Origin of the sequence: Paraburkholderia mimosarum LMG 23256 = NBRC 106338 (assembly GCF_000739815.1) — a bacterium.
Classification (GTDB): Bacteria; Pseudomonadota; Gammaproteobacteria; order Burkholderiales; family Burkholderiaceae; genus Paraburkholderia; species Paraburkholderia mimosarum.
Window position 1 is genome coordinate 1 of sequence record NZ_BBJJ01000284.1, and the last position, 1512, is coordinate 1512.

Sequence of the window (1512 nt, forward strand, 5' to 3'; positions counted from 1 at the left end):
CGGCGCTCACAAACACGCGCGACAGGTCTTCCGGGTGGTAGCGTACGGTCACCGAACGTCGTGTTTCTCGCCACGCGGCGAACAACGGATGCCAATAACGTATCCGGAAGATCGTGAGTCCGTCCGCCTGAATCGTCCTTGAAGCGACCGGTAGGAACCAGATCAGGAAACGCAGCTCCGCGTCGACCGCCGCTGGCAACTGCCGCGCAGCAGTTGAATACGAGAGTCTTCGCCAGGTGTCCGCTGGGGTAGCACACAGTAGTCCCCGATGAGGATTCTGGTGGTATCGCCTCCCGATCTCGATCGCAAGCCATCGCTCAAAATCCTTAAGCGTTAGCGCAGCGCTCTTTTCTGCCTGCCGTGCCTTGCGCCCTTTCGTGGAAGAGCCCTTCGCGCCGGGTAACCCACGAACGCGTTCCATCATTGTCCTGTTAAAACGTTCGATATGTCCGCCGAAATGTGGCCGACCAACCGGACGGTACATCAGATCGATACCGTATTCCCGGCAGCCGCTGCGAAGCGCCCGACTCTTGAATTCTGCAGCGTTGTCGAGATGCAGGACGCGCGGTATGCCGCGCATTGGCCACTCTGCGTCTGCGCCGACCTTTGCGAGCCAAGGGGCCTTGGAGAGCACGACTCGGGTGAGAAGCAGCCCAACCGTAGCCGCTCCCGGTCTTTCCATACCCACGTAAAAGCCGAGCACACACCTCGTCGCGACGTCTAACGCAACTGAAAGCCATGGTCGACCGATCACCCTCCCGTCTAACTCGCTGACCAGCAGAATGTCCGCCTGTGTATGGTCAATCTGAACGATGTCCAACGGATGCTGTGCCGTGAATGTTCCTGGCGCGACCTGCGCGTCAGGAAGTGCAGCACGTCGCAGAGCATCCTGTTCGCGATGTTCCGACCATCGACGGGCGACAGTTGACCGGCTCGGAGGCGCCAATCCCGCCGTGACGCATCGACGTCGTATCTCAAGCACCAGATCCGTCGCAGGATGGGCTAATTGGTGCTGAGCCGGCAACCAGTCCTGCACGACCTTCTCAATGACATCGTTGACAGCCGGATCCAAACGGTGACTGCCCACTTTTGGACCACGATGTCGGGGATTGAGTGAGCTTGCGACAGGGTCTGAGAGGAACTTCCGCCGCAGTCGATAGACGGTAGTCCAGTGCACGCAAAGCAAACGCCCGGCGCGCTTCGCGTGAGCCAGTGTTAGCCTCCCGTTCCCGAGCGGCCGCAAGACCGCTGCCAGTTTCGCGACACGACCCTTCGTCTCGTTGGAGAAAGCCATGGTGCCCTCGCGCCACTCTCGCCGCATTAGCAGCATTTAAGGACACGCAAGGCGCATTAGCAAAATTAGCGGGCAACTGAATGCACACTGTTGTGATCGGGCAACATCAGAAAAGAACTGGTCGATTTTGCTGCGGCCCTTTACTGGCGCGGCTTTCAAGCAAAAAAGTCATTAGCAATATCTGTGACCACGGCTAGCAGAAACTAAGAACACCAACA

At 58.6% G+C, this 1512-nt stretch carries 1 protein-coding gene; it reads right to left on the reverse strand.

The window, feature by feature from the left end; genetic code table 11:
• On the reverse strand, positions 1–1072 hold a 1072-nt coding region (locus BMI01S_RS37410), incomplete at its 3' end, for a Mu transposase C-terminal domain-containing protein (protein WP_255217866.1).
• Between the last annotated feature and the right edge of the window lie 440 nt (positions 1073–1512).